A 20,332-nucleotide genomic window follows, 5' to 3' on the forward strand; every position below is an offset into this window, starting at 1 on the left:
CGAGAGGAGGCGGGTATCGGGATGAGCCGATACCCAATTTTTATGAATAAACCGTTACAGATTGCATTAGATGGACCGGCCGGAGCCGGGAAGAGTACGATCGCGAAAACGCTCGCTAAAAAACTAGGGTATGTCTATATCGATACGGGTGCGATTTATCGTGCCGTCACGTATCGTGCCCTCAGAGACGGGGTCGGTCTCGAAGACGGGCCGAAACTCGCCGAGATGATCGGCAACATGGATTTACGGCTCGTCCCGTCCGAGAACGGACAACGTGTGTTCGACGGCGCCGACGAAGTGACCGACGTCATCCGGACGAGCGAAGTGACGAACAACGTCAGTTTCGTCGCACGCCAGCCGGAAGTACGGGCTGCCCTCATGGATTTACAGCGCGACCTCGCGAGTAAAGGCGGAATCGTCATGGACGGCCGCGATATCGGGACCCACGTTTTGCCGTCAGCCGATTTGAAAGTGTTCATGACGGCGACGGTCGAAGAACGGGCCCGCCGTCGCCACGAAGAGAACGTGGCGAAAGGGTTGCCGAGCGACCTCGGACAGTTACAGCTTGAGATTGCCCTCCGCGACAAGCGCGACTCGGAACGAGAGGTCGCTCCGCTTCGCCAAGCGGACGACGCGCACTATCTCGACACGACCGAGTTGTCGATCGACGGGGTCGTCGAGGCGATCGAGCAATTGATGAAGCAGGTGATTGAACGATGAGACCACTCAACAATGGGCCGTTCGGCATGTATCGTCTCGCGGTGGGCGTCGTCAATATCATTCGCCGGTTGAGTTTCCGCGTCGAATATATCGGACGGGAAAACGTCCCGCTCGACGGGTCGATGATCGTCTGTTCAAACCATCAATCGAACTGGGACCCGGTACTTCTCGCCGGGGCGATGCCGAAACAACGCCAGCTCCGCTTCTTTGCGAAGAAAGAGTTGTTTGAAGTCCCGGTATTGAAACATATCTTGAACCGCGCTGGTCAAATCCCTGTGTCACGCGGAGAAGGCGACCGCCAGGCACTCCGTGTCGTCTTGCAAAAGTTGAAGGAAGACGAGGTCATCTCGATCTTTCCGGAAGGGACACGCTCGAAAGACGGGACGCTCGGAAAAGCCCAGGCCGGAGTCGGGTTCTTTGCGCTCCGCTCGGACGCGTCGGTGCTTCCGGTAGCCATCATCGGCACATATAAGTTCCGTTCGAAGCTTAAAGTCGTGATCGGCAAGCCAGTCGACTTGAGCGGGCTAAAAGCGGAGAAGGCGAGTGCTCAAAACGCGGCCGATTTGATTATGGCGACGATCGGTGATTTGTACATGCAGCATTCACGGAACGTTCGTTAATTTCAGGTTTAATCTCGCGCTAGGAAAGGAACTAACCTGATAACACCTTGACAAATCTTTCGAATTATAAGAAGTTTATACTAGGTGTAAGCGCCTTAGGGCGTTCCTTTTTGTACTCATCGTGAGGGGGTAGTGTTGGAATGGTCGAAGAAATGAAAGATATGCCTGATTTTGAGATTAATCGAGGTCAAATTGTGACCGGTACTGTCGTCAAAATCGAGGACAAACAAGCGTTGATCGATATTGGTTATAAGACCGAGGCAATTTTACCAATCAGCGAAGTATCAAGCATGCATTTAGACGATTTAAACGAATCACTCCATGTTAACGACGAAATCCGTGTCAAAGTGAAAAAGGTCACGGACGAAGAGGTGGTCGTTTCGAAGAAAGACGTGGATGCCGAGGCAGCTTGGGATCAAATCGTCGAGAAATTCGAATCTGGTGAAGTGTTCGAGGTCATGGTAAAAGACAAGGTCAAAGGTGGACTTGTCGTTGACATCGGTATCCGTGGATTTATCCCGGCTTCGCTCGTAGAAAACCACTTTGTCGAAGACTTCTCATCCTACTTGAATAAACCGATTACGGTTAAAGTCGTCGAGATTGACCGCGAGAAAAATCGCGTCATCTTGTCGCATAAAGCGGTTGCTGAAGCTGAAATGAGCGCGAAGAAAGCGGAGACGCTCGAATCGCTCGAGGTCGGTCAAATCATCGAAGGGACGGTTCAACGTCTCACTGATTTCGGTGCATTCGTCGATATCGGCGGCGTCGACGGACTCGTCCACATTTCGGAAATGGCCCATAGCCGGGTAGAGAAACCGAGCGATGTTGTGACTGAAGGAGACAAAGTCAAAGTGAAAGTGCTTGGACTTGACCTCGACAACGAGAAAGTGAAGTTGTCGATCAAAGAGACGCAACCTGGACCGTGGGAATCGGTGGAAGGTAAAATTCAACCGGGCGACGTGATCGACGGGAAAGTCAAACGTCTCGTGACGTTCGGTGCTTTCGTCGAAGTCGCGCCGCAAGTCGAAGGTTTGCTGCACATCTCGCAGATTGCGAACCGACACATCGCGACGCCGTCTGAAGTGTTGTCAGAAGGCCAAGACGTGAAAGTGAAAGTGCTCGATGTCCATCTTGATGAGAAGAAAATCTCACTCTCGATGCGTGCGCTCGAGTCGAGTGATTCGACGCGTGAAGACGCGGACCAATCGCTGCTTGACGAGTATAGTGACCAAGGAGGGTTCTCTGTCTCTGAATTGACAGGAGAAGAGACCTCGGACGATTCTAAATAAGACGGTCGTTCAAGCGGGAGCCAGACTCCCGCTTCTTTTTGTATGGTCACAGAAATAGCGCTGTGATATGATAGTACAGTTGCAATTAGAAACGATCAGTTATTGAATGAAAGTTAGAGAGGTGTTTATATGGGAATTCCAGCAGTGGCCATCGTAGGCCGCCCGAATATTGGGAAATCCACGATTTTTAACCGGATTATCGGAGATCGCGTGTCAATCGTCGATGATAAACCGGGGGTAACACGCGACCGCATTTATGGGACGGGTGAGTGGTTGAACCGTAAGTTTCATTTAATCGATACAGGCGGGATCGAGGTCGGTGATGAGCCGCTTCTCGTTCAAATGCGCCACCAGGCCGAGCTTGCGATCGATGAGGCGGACGTCATCATTTTCATGGTGAACGGACGCGAAGGCATTACAGCGGCAGACGAAGAAGTGGCGAACTTGTTGTTCCGTTCGAACAAACCGATCGTCCTCGCCGTCAACAAAGTCGATAACTTCGAGATGCGCGAACTCATGTATGAGTTCTATTCGCTCGGATTCGGCGATCCGTTCCCGATTTCGGGGACACACGGACTCGGGCTTGGAGACTTGCTCGACAAAGTTCTCGATTTGGCGCCAGATAAAGATGACTATGAATACAATGAAGAAGTCATCCAGTTTTCGCTCATCGGACGTCCGAACGTTGGGAAATCGAGCTTGACGAATGCGATTCTCGGTGAAGAACGCGTCATCGTCTCGGATATCGCGGGGACGACTCGTGATGCGATCGATACACCGTTCACACGGGATGGGCAAGAGTACGTCATCATCGATACGGCCGGTATGCGTAAACGCGGAAAAGTGTATGAATCAACCGAGCGTTATAGCGTCATGCGTGCCCAAAAGGCAATCGAACGTTCGAACGTAGTCCTCGTCGTCATCGACGGCGAAGAAGGCATCATCGAGCAAGACAAACGCGTCGCCGGCCTCGCCCACGAAGCGGGGAAAGCCATCGTGCTCGTCGTCAACAAGTGGGATGCCGTCGACAAAGACGATAAGACGATGAAGAAGATGGAAGAGAAGATTCGTAAAGAGTTCTTGTTCCTCGACTACGCGCCGATCGTATTTTTGTCGGCTCTCACGTCGAAACGTCTTCAGACGTTGCTTCCGGTCATCAAAGAAGTGGCCGAGTCGCACCGTCGTCGGATCTCGACGAGCGTGTTGAACGACGTCATCGTCGACGCGGTCGCGATGAACCCGACACCGACGGACAAAGGACAGCGACTCAAGATTAACTACGCGACGCAAGTGGCCATCGAGCCGCCGACGTTCGTGTTGTTCGTCAACGACCCAGAGTTGCTTCACTTCTCGTACAAACGTTATCTAGACAACCAGATTCGCCGCGCATTTGACTTCACTGGTACACCGATTCATATCGTGGCGCGTCAGAAAAACTAGTAATGGGGGTGCCTTCTATGGCAAAAGTTGCTGTCATCGGCGCAGGGAGCTGGGGAACGGCGTTATCACTCGTCCTCGCTGACAACGGACACGACGTCCTGCTTTATGGACGTGAAGAAGAGCATGTGCATGAAATCAATACCGACCACACGAATTCGACGTATTTGAAAGATGCGCCGTTACCGACCTCGATTCGAGCGACGACGGACTTGGCAGAAGCGGTCGCCGGCCGCTCCATCGTGTTCCTCGTCGTCCCGAGTTCGGCGATTCGTCCGGTGTCTCGTGAGTTGAACGCACTTCTCACGGAGCCGGCCGTTCTTGTCCACGCCGCTAAAGGGATCGAACCGAAGACGCACAAACGTCTGTCGGAGATCATCGCCGAAGAAATCGATCCGGCGAAACGCCGGGCCATCGGTGTTTTGACCGGCCCGACCCACGCGGAAGAAGTGGCGGTCCGTAAATTGACGACCATCACGATCGCCTGCGAGGATTTGGACGTGGCCGATGAGATTCAAGAGTTGCTCACGAACGATCAGTTCCGGGTGTATTTGAACTCGGACGTCATCGGAGCGGAGTATGGTGGTGCCCTTAAAAACATCATCGCGCTCGCTGCGGGGATGACGGACGGCCTCGGTTACGGCGATAATGCCAAAGCGGCCCTCATGACGCGCGGGATCGTTGAAATCGCGCGACTCGGGGTCAAACTCGGTGCCAACCCGGCCTCGTTCTCGGGATTGACCGGGATTGGGGATTTAATCGTCACGGCCACGTCCCAGCATAGCCGTAACTGGCGTGCCGGGAACGCGATCGGCCGTGGTGAAAAACTCGAGGACGTGCTCGGTCATATGGGAATGGTCGTCGAAGGTGTTCGTGCCTGTGAGGCGGCGCATACGCTCGCTCGGGAAGCCGGTGTCGAGATGCCGATCACGGAAGCCCTTTACAACGTATTGTTCGAAGGCAAGAGCCCGCATGATGAAGTACAAAAGTTAATGAGACGCCCGCAAAAGCATGAGATGGAAGAAGTATTCCATTTCGAAGGCGGCGAAGAGCAAAGGGACTGACGTTTTCGTTCAGTTCCTTTGTTTTTTTTGCTACACTTATGTACGGAGAAAGAATTAAAGAGAAAGTCGAGGGGATAGACGTGACACCGTCACTCATCAAGATGTGGATTTCATTTGCGGGGATTGGAGCGTTTGCCATCGCCGCGCTTATGGTGGCAATCAGCCATACGAAGCTATCGGGATGGTTCGCGGCGCTCGTCCGCGTCATCGCATTCGTCATATTTTTATTTGGAACGATCATCATGATTTATGTGGTCGCTTCAGGACCGACAGGAGGATAACACGTGAAACGGATTTTGTTGGTCGCTAGTCTTTTGGCGGCGACCGTGCTCAGTGGATGTATGTTCCCGGACTCGAACCGGGTCGATAACGTGCCGTATGAAGATCAATTGACATCGGTCCAGACGGCCGTTGATTCGTTCAAAGAGACGACCGGTGTCTTGCCAATCAAAACGAAACCGGCTGAAACGCCTCTCATGGAGCGTTACCCGATCGAATTCGCCCGTCTCGTGCCTGGTTATTTGGCCGATCCGCCGGTGAACAGTTTCGAAGGGGGCGGTTTGTTCTTATATGTCCTTGTCGACGCCGAGACCGACCCTACCGTCAAGCTCATTGATTTGCGCGTGACCGAACGGTTGCAAACGTTACAGACGAACATTAACGCCTTTCGGGCCAAAGAAGGGAAATTTCCGTTTGACGGGTCGGTCGGCAAGAATCAATTCACGATCGATTATGATCTCATCTTCGTCTCAGAAGAACCGACGGTCCCGAGTCCATACACCGATACCGAGTTGCCAATCTATGTCGACGGGACCGGGCAATTATTTGTCGATTACCGGACCGACCTTGAAGCCGCCCTTGAGAACACGGATGTAGAGCCGAAAGTCGGGGAAGACATTCGGTATTTGCTCTATAATGACTCCCCGTTCGCCCCTGCTTATTCGCAAGGGTACACGATTAATGAACAAGGTGAGGTCGAGTTTTTAAACAACTGATCGTCGGAACGGGTCGAATATGGGCTTTTCACTTAAAAAATGTTGTCATATCAACGTTTGTACGATATGATTAATCCCGTAAACTCCCTGTGAGAGGAGGTGAATCGTGATGAACAAAACTGAATTGATCCAAGCAGTTGCGGAGAAAGCCAACGTTTCGAAAAAAGAAGCTACACAAGTTGTAGAAGCTACATTCGAATCTATCACTGAAGCACTCCAAAACGGTGATAAAATTCAATTGATCGGTTTTGGTACTTTTGAAGTTCGTGAACGTGCTGCCCGTAAAGGCCGTAACCCACGTACGAAAGAAGATATCGAAATCCCGGCGAGCAAAGTTCCTGCCTTCAAAGCAGGTAAAGCGCTCAAAGATGCGGTCAAATAATGTGCAATACATAAGTCGCCGAAAGGCGGCTTTTTTTGTGGTGGAAAGCGAGTTCACATGGCGTGAATGTGACAAAAATGTGCTATACTATGTCAGAATGACAACGAAGAGGACGAGGGGGAATAGCATGGAACAGATGACATACGAAACCGTTGTCACCGACCTTGCTCGTCAAATCGAAGAACGCATGACCCATCCGTATTTGACGAGACACGAGATTGTACCCGCAGTCGACATGCCTTTACTTCGTTGGATGGTCGAGATGATTGAAATCGAATCGAATCAACAACGTCAGCTCGTGCTTGCGACGTATTTTGCGCACCAAGCGCTCGAACTGCACGATCAAGTAAAGGATAGTCCGAACGGATCGCTCGAGCGGCAATTGAAAGTGCTCGCCGGCGATTATGCCTCGGCTCAATTTTATAAAATTCTGGCCCTGTTTCCTGCCGATTATAGCAATCGCTTCGGCCGGACGGTCCAGCTCGTCAATGGGGCGAAATGTACACTTGCGTTAGACGCAGACGTACCTGTCACGACGTGGATGGAAGCGAACTTCGGATTGATCAAAACGTTTTCTGAAGTGATCGGTCAGGCTTACTTGACCGCATACGGAAAAACGATCATCGAACGAAAGGCGGCGGAACTGCGCCAAGAACAACGAGAACAGCTATCGACGCTCCTGGCGCACGCTGTCGCTTAGAACGGAAAGGATGTTACGTATTGCAACCGAAAGAAAAAGAGCAAAAAGTATATGACGTGTTTCAATCAATCTCACCGAGCTACGATACGATGAACTCGATCATCAGCTTCCGTTTGCATAAATGGTGGCGCAAAGCGACAATGCGTCGCATGCAAGTGTTCCCAGGGGCTAAATGTCTCGACGTCTGTTGCGGGACGGCTGATTGGACGATTCAACTCGCCGAGGCGGCCGGGAATACCGGTGTCGTCAAAGGTCTCGATTTCTCCGAGAACATGCTCGCGGTCGGACAAGAGAAAGTGGAAGAATATCCGACAATCGAACTCATCCATGGTAACGCGATGGCATTGCCGTTCGGCGATCACTCGTTCGACTATGTGACGATCGGTTTTGGTCTTCGCAACGTTCCGGACTATATGACGGTGCTCCGTGAGATGCACCGGGTGTTGAAGCCGGGTGGGACGGTCGTCTGTCTCGAGACGAGCCAACCGACGGCACCGCTCTTCAGCGAGCTATATCGATTTTACTTTGGGTCGGTCATGCCACTGTTCGGTAAAGTGTTTGCCGGCTCGTATGATCAATATAAGTGGCTCCAAGAATCGACCGATCAATTCCCGGACCGGTTGACACTAAAACGGATGTTTGAGACGGCAGGATTCGAACAAGTCGAAGTGAAGGCGTTCTCCGGCGGTGCGTGTGCCATGCACTTAGGAAAGAAGTGGTGACCGATGTCTTTGAAGCGACTTTATCGCCACATGAACCGAGAGATTGAACAGATTGACCGGTTCTTGTCGACGCGAGTCCAAACCGATCATCCGGTCATCGAAGCGGCTTCGAAACAACTGTTAGACGCGGGCGGGAAGCGGATTCGGCCGGCGTTCGTCCTGCTTAGCGCCGGCTTCGGACAGACGAAAGACATCCGATTGACGAAAGTGGCGGCGAGTCTAGAATTGATTCATATGGCCTCGCTCGTTCATGACGACGTCATCGATGACGCCACATTGCGCCGCGGCAAACCGACCGTCATGGAGCGTTACGATGAACGGGTCGCGATGTACACCGGTAATACGTTGTTCGGTGAAGCGATTCGGCTCGTCTCTGAGATCGATTCCCCAAACGTGATGCAAATCATGGCTGATACGATGGAACTGATCTGTGTCGGGGAGATCAATCAAATCCAAGATCAATATGACTGGGCCCAGTCTCCGAAACGATATCTCGACCGCATCGCCCGCAAGACGGCGTTGTTGATCGAGACGAGTTGTGCGGCTGGTGCCGTCGTCTCGGGAGCCTCTCCTGACGTTGTCAAACAGCTGCGGTTGTTCGGCTATGATATCGGGATGGCGTTTCAAATGACGGACGACTTGCTCGACTTCACCGCAAAAAGTTTCCAACTCGGAAAACCGGTCGGTGAAGATTTGAAACACGGCCATAAAACGCTACCGCTCTTCTATTCAGCGGAAAATCCGGAATTTTTCGATCGGTTGCAACAAGTCAGTCATTCGTCTGATTATGCTTTGACGCACACGCTCGTTCGTGAAGTGCAACGCAACGGGACGCTCGAGCGGAGCCAACGGACGATCGACCGTTATGTGAACCGGGCGATCCGACGTCTTGACGGGTTACCGGACGTGGTCGACAAACGCTCCCTCATCGAGATTGCCGAGTACATCGGGAAACGAAAATGGTAATCGGCACCTTGTAAACCCTTTCAATAATGGTGATGACCGTGTAAACTAATAACGTACATGGTACACAGATCGATTTAGGGGGATTAGGGAAATGGAAAAAACATTTTTAATGGTGAAACCGGATGGCGTGAAACGTGGATTGATTGGGGAAATCATCTCGCGCTTCGAACAAAAAGGCTATACGTTGAATCGTCTTGAATTGTTGACACCATCAGTGGAAGTTGCACAATCGCATTATGCGGAACATAAGGAAAAGCCGTTCTTTGGAGAGCTAGTCGACTTTTTAACGTCTGGTCCTGTTGTGGCGATGGAATGGGAAGGCGAGAATATCGTCGCCGTCTCTCGGTTGATGATCGGGAAGACGAACCCGCTTGACGCACAACCTGGAACGATTCGTGGCGACTTGGCCTCGACGATGTCACAAAACGTCATCCATGGTTCAGATAGCGTGGAGAGCGCAGAGCGTGAATTGTCACTCTGGTTCGCCACTGAAGCATCACACGTTTGATGACGATAAAAGGGACGGGGGCCTCCTGTCCCTTTTTATATTGGTATTGAAGCGCTCTCACTCGTTTTGGCACGACATGATCTAGGAGAAGAGAAAGAATTGAGGTTGGAACTGGTGATAAATGATTATGCCATCTTCGTTAAAAAGTTTTATTTGAAGTCAGGGATCGACTTGAATTTATATAAAGAGGCTCAGATGAAGCGGCGGATGATTGCGCTTCGTGAGAAGAAAGGGTATGCCACGTTCATCGAGTATTTCAAAGCGATGGAAGCGGATCGAGGATTGTACGATGAATTTTTAGACCGCATGACGATTAACGTGAGCGAGTTTTATCGGAACCCCGTCCGCTGGCAGCAGCTCGAGACGGATATCTTACCCGAGCTCATCCGAAAAAGCCAAGGCAAATTGCGTGTCTGGAGCGCGGCCTGTTCGACCGGAGAAGAGCCGTACTCGTTAGCGATGCTATTATCGAAACATTTGTCACCCGCCCAGTTCACGATCATGGCGACGGACCTAGATGATGTGGTGATCGAAAAAGCGAAGCAAGGCAAGTACCATGAGCGGGCGCTCGTCGACTTGCCCCCTGATTTTCGGCAGCGTTATTTCACTCGCCGTGGGGACGACTATTACATCACAGAAGACATCAAGAAGTTGGTGACGTTTAAAAAACATAACTTGTTGGCCGACGTTTACGAGCGGAATTTTGATTTGATCGTCTGTCGCAACGTCTTGATTTATTTCACCGAGGAAGCGAAAGAGAAAGTTTATAAATCATTCCACCGTTCGCTTCGCCCGGGTGGGATCCTTTTCGTCGGGGGCACGGAGCAAATCTTTCAACCGAAACGGTATGGCTACAAGATGAAACAAAGTTTCTTCTACGAAAAATTTGAAGAGTGAGGTGGCGCACATGCGTTATTTGACGGCAGGAGAATCGCACGGTCCCGGACTCTCGATCATCATCGAGGGTGTGCCGGCCGGGCTTGAAGTCGACGTGCAGGCAATCAATGACGAGCTTGCCAAACGGCAATCGGGTTATGGTCGTGGCCGTCGCATGCAAATTGAATCAGACCGAATCGAGGTGAGGGCCGGTATTCGTCACGGGGTGACGACAGGGGCCCCTATTTCGTTTTGGATCGAGAACAAGGACCATACTCATTGGCGGAACGTCATGCAGGCCGAACCGGTCGACGCGGATGTTGAAATCAAGCGTCGCGTCGTCCGGCCACGGCCGGGTCATGCCGACCTCGTCGGCGGACTGAAGTATGACCATCGCGACCTGCGAGACGTGCTCGAACGTTCGAGCGCTCGAGAGACGGCGGCCCGTGTCGCTGTCGGGGCACTCAGCAAGCAACTGCTCGCTGCGGTCGGCATGTCACTCGTGAGCTATGTCAAAGTGATCGGCGGTGTCACGGCCGAGACATCATACGAGTCGCTCGACACGTTACACGCCGCGATTGAGGCGTCGCCGGTCCGGACGATGGATGAGGCGGCAGGTCAGGCGATGATGAATCGAATCGACGAGGCGAAAGCTGCCGGTGATTCGCTCGGCGGTGTCGTCTGTACGGAAGTGCATGGCGTCATCCCAGGCCTCGGGTCGTATGTCCAATACGACCGAAAACTCGACGCGGCCATCGCCCGAGCCGTCATGAGCGTCAACGCGATTAAAGGGGTCGCGTTCGGGGATGGGTTCGAGATGGCGTATCGACCAGGCTCTGAAGTCATGGACCCGATCGCCTATGGCCCGGACGGTTATACGCGGCTGAGCAACCATCTCGGTGGCTTCGAAGGCGGGATGACGACGGGCATGCCGATCGTCTGTACGGCTGTGATGAAGCCAATCCCGACGCTATATAAACCGCTCCAATCCGTCGATATCGATACGAAAGAACCGTTTCTCGCACAAATCGAACGGAGTGACGCCTGTGCCGTCCCGGCCGCCTCGCTCGTCGTCGAGGCCGTCGTCGCGTTTGAGCTCGCCCGCGAGTTATGCGAGACGTTCGGACATGACACGGTCAACCGGATCCAGTCACGTGTCGCCGCATACCGAGAGGAGATTCGGACGTGGTGACGCTCCATGTGAACGCCTCGACCCCGTACGACGTCACAATTGAACGAGGGGACGCCTGGCTCGACCGCGTCCCTTACTTCTCGTGCTCCACCGTCTGGGTGGTCACAGATGAGACGGTCGACCGGTTGCACGGAAGTGAGTTCCGGGACCGGCTCGAGCATAATCATCGGAACGTCGTCTGGTCGGTCGTCCGCCCGGGTGACGGCTCGAAGTCGCTCGACACGATCGAACGGCTCGTCACGGACGGATTGACGGGCGGTTGTGACCGGGATACGCTCGTCGTGGCATTCGGAGGTGGCATGGTCGGGGATTTAGCCGGCTTTTTAGCGAGCGTCTATATGCGCGGTGTGCGTTACATACAAGTGCCGACGACGATTCTCGCGCATGACTCGGCCGTCGGCGGGAAAGTGGCGGTGAACCATCCGTTCGCGAAAAATGCGATCGGTGCCTTCTATCAACCGGCGGGCGTCCACTATAACGTGGACCGTCTCGAGACGTTGTCCGCGAGGGACGTCTTGAGCGGGCTCGGTGAATTGATTAAGCACGCCTATCTGTCACGTTACGTCCTCGGTCACTCGTTTGAGACCGAGTTGTTCACAGCTTTGGCACAAGGGCCGCTCGATTGGGAAACGTGGCTCGCACGAGGAATCGAAGTGAAGCGATTAGTCGTCGAGGCCGATGAACGCGAACAAGGCGTGAGGGCGTGGCTGAATTTCGGTCATACGTTCGGCCATGCGTTAGAGTCGGCTGAGGCATACCGGTTGTCGCACGGGGAAGCGATTCTCTACGGGATGGTGTACGCCTTCCTCGTCTCCGGCGACGAGGAACGGGCCGAAACCCTCGCTTCATTCATGAGGCGGGAAGGCATCACAACGGTCAACTGGCAATCGTTTGACACGTATCTCGCAGGCATGGGACACGATAAAAAGAATCGGGACGGGCAGATCCGCTTCGTCCTGCTCGGCGCTGAGGTGACCGTTGCGAGCGTCACGGCCGAGCGACTCACTGGAGCGTTCCATCAAATGAAAGGGTGGTTTTGACATGGGATTGAATGGATTCATACGGGTACCGAGTGACAAGTCGATCACGCATCGCGCTCTCTTGTTCGGGGCCGTGGCGACCGGGGAGACGACGATTTATGATCCACTCCTTGGCGAGGATTGCCGGTCGACGCTCGAGGCGATCCGGCGATTAGGAGCGGACGTCATCGAAGAGCCGGACCGTCTCCTCATCACGGGGGCGAAGACGCTCACATCGGCCGAACTCGATTGCGGGAACTCGGGCACGACGATGCGTCTTTTGACAGGGCTTCTCGCGGGTTACGATGGGGAGTTCACGCTTACCGGAGACGCCTCGCTCTCAAAACGTCCGATGCGTCGGGTGACGGACCCGCTCCGACAAATGGGCGCGGACCTCGACGGGAAGTTCGCCCCGATCCAAATTCACGGCCGGACGCTGGCGGGCATCGATTACACGTTGCCTGTCGCGAGCGCGCAAGTGAAGTCAGCGGTCCTGCTTGCGGGACTTCGTGCGACCGGACCGACAATCGTGCGCGAGCCCGTCTTATCGCGGGACCATACGGAACGCATGCTGCCTTTGTTCAGTGGGCAATTGGACATCACGGCAGAGGACGGTGTCCGAACGATCCGGTTAGCTCCATCCGTGCTCAAGGGGGCCACGGTGGCCGTTCCGGCCGATCCATCTTCGGCTGCCTTTTGGTGGGCCGGGGCGGCGCTCGTCCCGGGCAGTCGCGTCACGACGACCGACGTCTGTTTGAACGAGACACGAATCGGATTTTTACGTACGCTCGAACGGATGGGTGTGAAGACGGAAGTGACGAACGTTCGTTTGCTCGGGGAAGAGTCGGTCGGCGACGTGACAGTGTCGACGAGTACACTTCACGGCATCCGCTTGGACGGGGATGCCATCCCGCACCAAATTGATGAATTGCCGTTGTTCGCTCTCGTCGCGTCGCAAGCGACGAGTCCGTCATCGGTCCGGGACGCGGGCGAACTCCGAGTGAAAGAGACGGACCGGATTCAGACGGTCGTGCACGAACTTTCGGCACTCGGGGTCGATGTGCGCGAAACCGAGGACGGATTTGACGTCTATCCGAGCCGGTTGCACGGGGGTCATGTCTCCTCGCACGGGGATCATCGCTTGGCGATGATGCTCCAAATCGCAGACTTATTGACGACGGACCGTGTGACGATTGAACATGTTGAGGCAGCTGATATAAGTTACCCACGATTCCGTGACGATTTACAACGCCTCGGCCGTGAGATAGAATAACGTCAATACGAGTAGCCGGTAGGAGGAATTATAAACATGTTAGACGAAATAGAATTGAATCATATTATTGAGATGCTCGAGAAAGGTGAGACCGAGCATGCCCTCATGCATCTCGAGTCGCTCGAGAAGGAAGGGTCGGACGAAGACCGTCTGGCCATCGCCGACATCTACCTCGAACTCGGGCTCGCCGATCGGGCCATGAACGTACTCGCGGCACTCTACGTCGACTACGCGGGCAATCCGCACGTCGCCTTGTCACTCGCCGAGGCTTACTTGGACAGCGACCGGGAAGAAGAGGCGATCGCCGTCCTCGAAAAGATTGATACGACAGACAAGGAAGCGCATATGCGCAGCCTCGTCTTGCTCGCTGATCTCTATCAATCTCAAGGGTTGGATGAGGTCGCGGTGAAGAAATTGATGGAGGCGCTTGAGGCGAATCCAGACGAACCGCTCCTCATCTATGGCCTAGCCGAGTTGTATGCGTCGATCGGTTCATTCGAACAGGCGGTCCCGCTCTATGCCCGTCTGCCGCACTTGAGCTTGCCGGAAGAACTCGACTATCAGGCGGACTACGCCGAGGCGCTGACGATGATCGGCTCGTTCGAAGAGGCGCTCAATGAGTATGAGAAAGCAAACGACCGCAACTTGAATACCGTGTTCGGTCACGCGATGACCGCCCATCGCATCGGTCGCGATGAAATCGCCGTGAAGCAGTTCGAGTCACTCCGGGCGATGGACCCGGACTTCACGTCGCTCTACTTGCCTTATACGGAAGCGCTCGACGCGCTCGGCCGCTTCGAAGAGGCATTGGATGTGATCGATCAGGGAATCGACCGTGACGACTACAACGACGAGTTGCGGACGGTGAAGGCGAAGCTGTTCTTGAAGCAAGGGCGGACGGACGAGGCGGTCACGGAACTCCGGGAAGCGCTCGCGCTGAACCCGGAATCGCTCCAGGCGACCGAGCTCCTCTTATCAGTCTTATTTGAATCGGGTGACATGGAGGCCGTCCTCGAGACGATCGACACGCTCGAAGAGCATTCGACGTCTCCGCTCATGACCTGGTACAAAGCGAAGGCGGCCTATGAACTCGAGGACTACGATCAAGCCGTCACGTTATACGGGTCGATCGAGCAAGTTTATAAAGAGGACGTGTCATTTGCCATCGAATGGGCTACACTATTGATAGAAGAAGGACAGCGTGCCGAAGCGCAACGAGTGCTCGAGCAAACGCTTGCGCTCACCGTCGATGTCGACGACCGCCAAGTTCTGGAGGAGCGGCTCGAACGGTTGACGGACCACGATTAATCGATACAAAGGAGATGGGGTCATATGGTCGAGCGGAAAAAGATGTTCTTAAAGCGATTCCTCGCTCATCATACGCTTCGCAAACGAGAAGCCAAGTGGATTATCGACTACTGGCTCAGACATCCAGAAAAACTCGGGAACGTTCATTTCGTCACGAACGCCTCGGTCTCACCGCGTAGCCTGATCATGACGGCGTACGGTTTTGACGGGGAACCGTTCCGTTACCGCCGGGGTGACCTCATCACGGTCAATCCCGAGAAGGCGTATCACGACATCCGGCTCCATGACGGCGCCATCTACGTGGAGCTCAACTTCCAAGGGATGATGATCGACGAAATGTGGATCGACATCGTTGAATTGAACCCGTTCGAACCCGTGGCCGAACTTAAGGATGAAGTGACGACGTCCGCGCAAACGGTCATCCGGGCCTCGGTCGCCCAATTCGAGGAAGAACGTCTGCTCGTCGAAATCGACAAGGCGCTCGACCGGCGTGACGAGAAATTGTTCCGCAATTTGACGAGTCAGCTGCATCAAGTGCGAGCCTCAAAATTATTTTAATAAAAACAAGCGCTTCCGTTATGGTCGGCGCTTGTTTTTTGGTATATTAATGACGTAGGAATACACAATAATTTCACATTTCGTTCATAAGTTTCGCATAGGGAACGTTTGTAGGTACGCTACAATGGACATGATGATGTATGTCTGGAGGAGAGGAGGAGGAAGATGAGGTTCGATGGCATAGACGCGATGAAATCGCTGACAGAACGCCAATACGTCGACACGCTCGTCGTCCCACTCGTCGAACTGGCGTTTGATGAGGACATGGTGCGTAAAGCCGAAGGGAACGAAGTCATTCAGGCGGTGGCACTTGAGACCGAACGGCAACTGTCGGGACGGACGATGCTCAGCCCGACACTTAGTTACGTCGACGTGGACGCTGGCCGGGCGACGGCAGAAGCGGTACTCACGAAAGCGGTGTCCTCTGGGTTTTCCCACGTGTTGTTCATCTCCTCGGATTTGCGTTTCAAAGGGTCTGAACTGCCGATTATGTTTGTTCCGCCGCTTGCTTTAAAAGGCATGTCCGGCGAGCAGTCGCACACGATGGTTCAAAATTTTGCGACGCAAGTCATTACCGAGCTTTCGAGCCGTTGGATGGCGACATGAAGCGGTTGACGTGGAGGTTTTATTGATATACTATTTTGTTGAGTGAGAAATTTTTGTGAAGAATGCATAAAGAATTATGGGGTTATGCACACGAATGAGGGGGGAACGAAATGGCTCAAAATGGGTCAAAAGTCACACGCCGTCAGTTCTTAACGTATACGTTGACTGGTGTAGGTGGCTTTATGGCGGCAACATTGATCAGTCCGATGGTCAACTTTGCGATCGATCCGGTCTTAAAAAAATCGGGAGCGGGCGATAAAGTAAAAGTCATCAGTCTCGACGACATCACGACTGAGCCGCAACGTGTCGACTTTAAGAAACAAACGCAAGATGCTTGGTATGAATTTGAAGAAACGCTTTCGGCGTGGGTATTTAAAGATGAGAGCGGCGAGATCATCGCCTTGTCTCCAATTTGTACGCACCTCGGCTGTCAAGTAGGATATGGTGGAGACCCGACTCGACCGACAGAGTTCTTCTGCCCGTGTCACTTCGGTCGCTATGAGAAAGATGGAACGAACATTCCTGGTACGCCTCCGACTGCACCACTTGCACGCTACGAAAAAGAAGAAAAAGACGGCTTCCTATACTTGGGCAGTCCAGTCGCACAGTTGTGAGAGGGGGAATAGTCGATGTTACAAAAAATTTATGATTGGGTCGATGAACGCGTCGACATCACGCCGTTATGGCGCGACATCGCTGACCATGAAGTTCCAGAACACGTCAACCCTGCCCATCACTTTTCAGCATTTGTTTATTGCTTCGGCGGTCTGACGTTCTTCACGATCGTGATTCAAATTCTGTCAGGGATGTTCTTGACGATGTACTACGTACCAGACATCATCAACGCGCACGCGTCGGTGTACTATTTACAAAACGAGATCGCACATGGACAAATCGTTCGTGGGATGCACCACTGGGGCGCATCGGTCGCCATCGTCATGTTGTTCTTACATACGCTCCGCGTATTCTTTACCGGATCGTATAAGAAACCGCGCGAACTCAACTGGGTCGTCGGTGTTCTCTTGTTCTTCGTCGTCTTGGCGCTCGGTCTTACAGGGTACTTGTTGCCGTGGGATATGAAAGCGTTGTTCGCGACGAAAGTTACGCTTCAAATTGCCGAGAGTGTCCCGGTCATTGGTGGCATTGCCAAGACGCTTCTCGCCGGTGGTGAGATCGTCGGCGCACGGACGCTCACGAACTTCTTCGCCATTCACGTCTTCTTCTTACCGGCGGCCTTGTTCGGACTCCTCGGAGCCCACTTCTTGATGATTCGTAAACAAGGGATTTCAGGACCGCTATAAGCCGATTCGAAGATATAAAGGGGGAGAAACGATATGCATCGCGGTAAAGGGATGAAATTTGTAACCGACTCTCGAGTAGGAATCTCGAATCGGAAACAAAATATTGCAAAAGACTATTCTGAATACCCAGGACGCACTGAGGCGTTCTGGCCGAACTTCTTGTTGAAAGAGTGGATGGTCGGTTCGGTCTTCTTGATCGGATTCATCGCCTTGACGATCGTCGAGGCACCACCGCTCCAAAACATCGCCGATCCAACGAACACGTCTTACATTCCGTTACCGGACTGGTATTTCTTGTTCTTGTATCAATTGCTCAAATACCAATTCGCAGCAGGGGACTGGATCCTTCTTGGGACGGTCATCTTGCCAGGGGTCGCTTTCACGGCGCTCTTGATCGCACCATGGCTCGACCAAGGACTCGAACGCCGTCCGGCGAAACGTCCGGTCGCCATCAGCTTCATGCTTCTCGGCGTCTTGTCAATTTTCTACTTGACGTGGGAATCGGTTCAAACGACACATTGGGATCAAGTGCATGAACAAGGAATCTTGGAAGTACCGGGCGAGGGCCCTGAAATCGATACGGCCGCACCAGGTTACGAGATTTACTCGGCGCAGTCATGTGTGAACTGTCACGGTCAGAACCTCGAAGGCGGGGCAGCAGCTCCTGCACTCGTCGGCACAGCATACACGGCTGAAGAGATCGCGGATATCGCGGTCAACGGTGTCGGTACGATGCCGGCCGGCCAATGGGACGGTTCGGATGAGGACCTCCAAGCCATGTCTGAATTCATCGCTTCATACGGTGAAGGCGGAGAAAACAACCAATAAACGATTGGTTCAAGAAGTGTGACCCGTCAAACGGGCCACACTTCTTTTTACTTTCGTTTCGTTGCGCTACAATGAAGAAAAAAAGGATGGAATTCTCGAATGATACATATGTTGCGCCCAATCCTGACACACCGGCTCGTGTTAGGACTACTCTTTCTCATCAATCTGCTCGGCACGATCTACGGGTACGTCTGGTATGAGCCCCAGCTTCGCGATACGCCGCTCATCTATTGGCCGTTCGTACCGGACAGCCCGACGGCCTCGCTCTTCTTCACGATTGTGCTCGGTCTATGGCTCGCCGGAAAGAAGTCGCCGCTCATGGAGACGCTCGCCTTCGTGACGCTCATCAAGTATGGGGTGTGGGCCGTCATCATGAACCTCTTGTTCTTGCGGGAACTCGGACCGGATGCGGAGACGTTCACCGTGCTCATGGCGGTCATGCTGATGGTGTCGCACGGAGCGATGGCGTTCCAGGCGCTGTTGTATGCACCGTTCATGACATGGACGGTTCGTTCGTTCGTTTTGACGCTCATCTGGGTCGTCCACAACGACGTCGTCGATTATGTGCTCGGCCAATGGCCGCGCTATCCGTCGCTCGCCGAGCATATCGCCTGGATTGGCTACGGTTCGTTCTGGTTGACGGGAATATGTTTTTTTATGGGATACCACCTCATCCTGCGCACTTCACTTGATAATAAGTTCATAAGAATGTAAAATCAGGGTATCAAATACACGCAGAGGTGATAGAGAACATGTCATTAGGTGGCTATATTTTCTATCTTGCACTGATTATGCTCATCCCATTATGGGCCCAGATGCGAGTGAAAAGTACGTACAAAAAATTTCTTCAACAACCGATTCAAAGCGGCGTCACCGGCGCCCAAGTCGCTGACTTCATCATGAAACAAAACGGCGTCAACAACGTCCGCATCGAGATGGTCGACGGACTGATGAGTGACCATTACGATCCGGTCAATAAAGTCGTCCGTCTCTCACGTGAAGTGTATCAAGGCTCGACGATCTCATCGGCTGCGATTGCGGCCCACGAGATCGGCCACGTCATTCAAGATGCGACCGACTATAAGATGATGCGTGTCCGCCACCGGCTCGTGCCGGTCGTGAACATCACGTCGAACTTGTCGTTCCCGCTTCTCTTAGGTGGTTTCTTGCTCGGCGCGATGGGCCTCGCCCAACTCGGTGTCATCATGATGCTCGGGGCGGTCGTGTTCCAACTCGTCACACTCCCAGTCGAATTCGATGCCTCGAAACGGGCCATGGCTGAACTGACGAGCCACGGAATCGTCACGGCAACCGAAGAGTCGGGTGCGCGCAAAGTGCTCAACGCGGCAGCATGGACGTACGTGGCGGCAACGCTCGTCGCCGTCGCCGAATTGATCCGCTTGGCACTCATCGTCTTCATGCCACGTGATGAGTAGAATCAACGGTCCCGTCTCGCGACGGGATTTTTTTTATCATGTTTGGAAAGGGGACCGAGATGTCAAAACCACAGTTGACGAGGGCGGGTCGTCTGCGTCTGATCGAACAACTCGAGACGCTTCGCATCGAGGGTCGGCGTGAAGCGCTCGAACGTGTCAAGGCGGCCCGGAAATTTTGTGACTTTCGAGAAGATGTGACGTATTTTGACGCAGTGCGTGAACAAGAGCGGATCGAGACGAAAATCAGCGAACTAGAGCGGACGCTCGCCGATGCCGTCGTCGTGGAAGAGGAAGCGACTGCCGGAGAGGTTGGATTCGGCGACACGGTGACGTTGCGAGAACTGCCGGATGGTGACACCGAGACGTACCAAATCGTCGGCGAGCTCGAGGCTGATCTGGCAAACGGGTCGATCTCCGCGACATCACCGCTCGGCAGTGGTTTGATGGGAGCTACCGTCGGTCAAACCGTCTCCATCGCTTCACCGGGCGGCACGCTCACGTTTGAGATTGTCCGCATCGAACGATAATGAAA

At 53.5% G+C, this 20,332-nt stretch carries 25 protein-coding genes; all 25 read left to right on the forward strand.

The annotated features are described in order from the left end of the window. Positions 1-42 precede the first annotated feature (42 nt). The 25 genes from cmk (at position 43) to KNP64_RS02650 (ending at position 20,327) form a co-directional block, all read left to right on the forward strand. On the forward strand, positions 43-720 hold the full coding sequence (gene cmk / locus KNP64_RS02530; protein ID WP_138860316.1) for a (d)CMP kinase: 678 nt from the start codon (positions 43-45) through the stop codon (positions 718-720). After that, entirely contained in the window at positions 717-1,340 is a 624-nt protein-coding gene (locus KNP64_RS02535) for a lysophospholipid acyltransferase family protein (RefSeq protein ID WP_138859567.1), read from the forward strand. The genes cmk and KNP64_RS02535 overlap by 4 nt, the downstream gene beginning before the upstream one ends. Before the next feature lie 140 nt (positions 1,341-1,480). Next, the gene (gene rpsA, locus KNP64_RS02540; protein WP_034777315.1) at positions 1,481-2,629 is read left to right on the forward strand and encodes a 30S ribosomal protein S1; all 1,149 of its coding nucleotides are present in this window, start codon (positions 1,481-1,483) and stop codon (positions 2,627-2,629) included. Between the two features lie 129 nt (positions 2,630-2,758). Continuing rightward, positions 2,759-4,069: a ribosome biogenesis GTPase Der gene (gene der / locus KNP64_RS02545; protein WP_034777316.1), complete on the forward strand. Its 1,311-nt coding sequence runs from the start codon at positions 2,759-2,761 to the stop codon at positions 4,067-4,069. 17 nt (positions 4,070-4,086) lie between these two features. Beyond that, a complete protein-coding gene (locus tag KNP64_RS02550) occupies positions 4,087-5,130 on the forward strand; it encodes an NAD(P)H-dependent glycerol-3-phosphate dehydrogenase (protein ID WP_034777318.1) in 1,044 nt (347 codons plus the stop codon). 80 nt (positions 5,131-5,210) lie between these two features. After that, positions 5,211-5,411 (forward strand): DUF2768 family protein, encoded by a 201-nt coding sequence (locus KNP64_RS02555; protein WP_034777319.1) that lies wholly within the window; start codon positions 5,211-5,213, stop codon positions 5,409-5,411. Between the two features lie 3 nt (positions 5,412-5,414). Continuing rightward, positions 5,415-6,125 (forward strand): hypothetical protein, encoded by a 711-nt coding sequence (locus KNP64_RS02560; RefSeq protein WP_138859566.1) that lies wholly within the window; start codon positions 5,415-5,417, stop codon positions 6,123-6,125. A 109-nt stretch (positions 6,126-6,234) separates the two neighbouring features. Next, positions 6,235-6,507 (forward strand): HU family DNA-binding protein, encoded by a 273-nt coding sequence (locus tag KNP64_RS02565; protein WP_021067196.1) that lies wholly within the window; start codon positions 6,235-6,237, stop codon positions 6,505-6,507. A gap of 127 nt (positions 6,508-6,634) precedes the next feature. Then, positions 6,635-7,207, forward strand: coding sequence for a heptaprenyl diphosphate synthase component 1 (locus KNP64_RS02570; RefSeq protein WP_034777321.1), 573 nt, complete (start codon positions 6,635-6,637; stop codon positions 7,205-7,207). Positions 7,208-7,227: 20 nt separating this feature from the next. After that, entirely contained in the window at positions 7,228-7,929 is a 702-nt protein-coding gene (locus tag KNP64_RS02575; RefSeq protein ID WP_034777322.1) for a demethylmenaquinone methyltransferase, read from the forward strand. A gap of 3 nt (positions 7,930-7,932) precedes the next feature. Beyond that, positions 7,933-8,895, forward strand: a complete 963-nt coding sequence (locus KNP64_RS02580; RefSeq protein WP_214791488.1) for a polyprenyl synthetase family protein — start codon at positions 7,933-7,935, stop codon at positions 8,893-8,895. A gap of 91 nt (positions 8,896-8,986) precedes the next feature. After that, the gene (gene ndk, locus KNP64_RS02585) at positions 8,987-9,403 is read left to right on the forward strand and encodes a nucleoside-diphosphate kinase (protein WP_034777324.1); all 417 of its coding nucleotides are present in this window, start codon (positions 8,987-8,989) and stop codon (positions 9,401-9,403) included. 117 nt (positions 9,404-9,520) lie between these two features. Further along, a complete protein-coding gene (locus tag KNP64_RS02590; protein WP_138860315.1) occupies positions 9,521-10,300 on the forward strand; it encodes a CheR family methyltransferase in 780 nt (259 codons plus the stop codon). A gap of 10 nt (positions 10,301-10,310) precedes the next feature. After that, positions 10,311-11,471 (forward strand): chorismate synthase, encoded by a 1,161-nt coding sequence (gene aroC, locus KNP64_RS02595; protein ID WP_138859563.1) that lies wholly within the window; start codon positions 10,311-10,313, stop codon positions 11,469-11,471. Further along, positions 11,465-12,511, forward strand: a complete 1,047-nt coding sequence (locus KNP64_RS02600; protein ID WP_214791486.1) for a 3-dehydroquinate synthase — start codon at positions 11,465-11,467, stop codon at positions 12,509-12,511. The genes aroC and KNP64_RS02600 overlap by 7 nt, the downstream gene beginning before the upstream one ends. A 1-nt stretch (position 12,512) precedes the next feature. Further along, positions 12,513-13,763, forward strand: a complete 1,251-nt coding sequence (aroA, locus tag KNP64_RS02605; RefSeq protein ID WP_214707508.1) for a 3-phosphoshikimate 1-carboxyvinyltransferase — start codon at positions 12,513-12,515, stop codon at positions 13,761-13,763. 36 nt (positions 13,764-13,799) lie between these two features. Then, the gene (locus tag KNP64_RS02610) at positions 13,800-15,071 is read left to right on the forward strand and encodes a tetratricopeptide repeat protein (protein WP_214791484.1); all 1,272 of its coding nucleotides are present in this window, start codon (positions 13,800-13,802) and stop codon (positions 15,069-15,071) included. Between the two features lie 24 nt (positions 15,072-15,095). After that, positions 15,096-15,629, forward strand: a complete 534-nt coding sequence (locus tag KNP64_RS02615; protein ID WP_034777333.1) for a ReoY family proteolytic degradation factor — start codon at positions 15,096-15,098, stop codon at positions 15,627-15,629. Between the two features lie 165 nt (positions 15,630-15,794). Continuing rightward, positions 15,795-16,235 carry a DUF2487 family protein gene (locus KNP64_RS02620; protein ID WP_214707512.1) on the forward strand — a complete coding sequence of 147 codons (441 nt, stop codon included), beginning with the start codon at positions 15,795-15,797 and terminating at the stop codon, positions 16,233-16,235. Positions 16,236-16,345: 110 nt separating this feature from the next. Beyond that, complete coding sequence (locus KNP64_RS02625) at positions 16,346-16,849, forward strand: QcrA and Rieske domain-containing protein (protein ID WP_021067208.1); 504 nt, start codon at positions 16,346-16,348, stop codon at positions 16,847-16,849. Between the two features lie 15 nt (positions 16,850-16,864). Further along, entirely contained in the window at positions 16,865-17,536 is a 672-nt protein-coding gene (gene qcrB, locus KNP64_RS02630; RefSeq protein ID WP_021067209.1) for a menaquinol-cytochrome c reductase cytochrome b subunit, read from the forward strand. Positions 17,537-17,569: 33 nt separating this feature from the next. Continuing rightward, entirely contained in the window at positions 17,570-18,364 is a 795-nt protein-coding gene (locus KNP64_RS02635; RefSeq protein WP_138859559.1) for a menaquinol-cytochrome c reductase cytochrome b/c subunit, read from the forward strand. Positions 18,365-18,463: 99 nt separating this feature from the next. Next, entirely contained in the window at positions 18,464-19,078 is a 615-nt protein-coding gene (locus KNP64_RS02640) for a DUF1405 domain-containing protein (RefSeq protein ID WP_214710960.1), read from the forward strand. Between the two features lie 38 nt (positions 19,079-19,116). Further along, positions 19,117-19,800, forward strand: coding sequence for a zinc metallopeptidase (locus KNP64_RS02645; RefSeq protein WP_138859558.1), 684 nt, complete (start codon positions 19,117-19,119; stop codon positions 19,798-19,800). A 59-nt stretch (positions 19,801-19,859) separates the two neighbouring features. Further along, entirely contained in the window at positions 19,860-20,327 is a 468-nt protein-coding gene (locus KNP64_RS02650; RefSeq protein ID WP_214763914.1) for a GreA/GreB family elongation factor, read from the forward strand. Positions 20,328-20,332 lie beyond the last annotated feature (5 nt).

The sequence above is a fragment of the Exiguobacterium sp. s64 genome (genome assembly GCF_018618035.1).
Taxonomy (GTDB): Bacteria; Bacillota; Bacilli; order Exiguobacteriales; family Exiguobacteriaceae; genus Exiguobacterium; species Exiguobacterium mexicanum_A.